Here is a 292-nt window from a genome sequence, read left to right on the forward strand (position 1 = left end):
CTACAAGGCGGCGTTTTTCGTCGGCGGCTCCGGCGGCAAGGGCACCTTCACCTTCCATGGCAAGAGCTACCCGATCTCGATCGGCGCCGTGTCCGGAGGCCTGGCTTTCGGCGTGTCCAAGACATATTTTCGCGGCACGGTTCGCCATATCCGCCGCGCTCGCGACGTGACCGGGGTCTACGGAGCAGCCGGCGGCGGCGGCACGATCGGCAAGGGAGCCCAGGTGATCATCATGACCAATGACAAGGGCGCCCAACTCGAACTCACGGGCAAGCAAGTCGGCCTGCAGGTC

Annotated in this window: 1 protein-coding gene; it reads left to right on the forward strand. The window is 65.1% G+C overall.

Annotated features, from left to right (window positions below):
- On the forward strand, window positions 1–292 hold a 292-nt coding region (locus EOB49_RS35190), incomplete at both ends, for a hypothetical protein (RefSeq protein WP_127383564.1).

The organism is Mesorhizobium sp. M7A.F.Ca.MR.148.00.0.0, assembly GCF_003997735.1.
Lineage (GTDB): Bacteria > Pseudomonadota > Alphaproteobacteria > Rhizobiales > Rhizobiaceae > Mesorhizobium.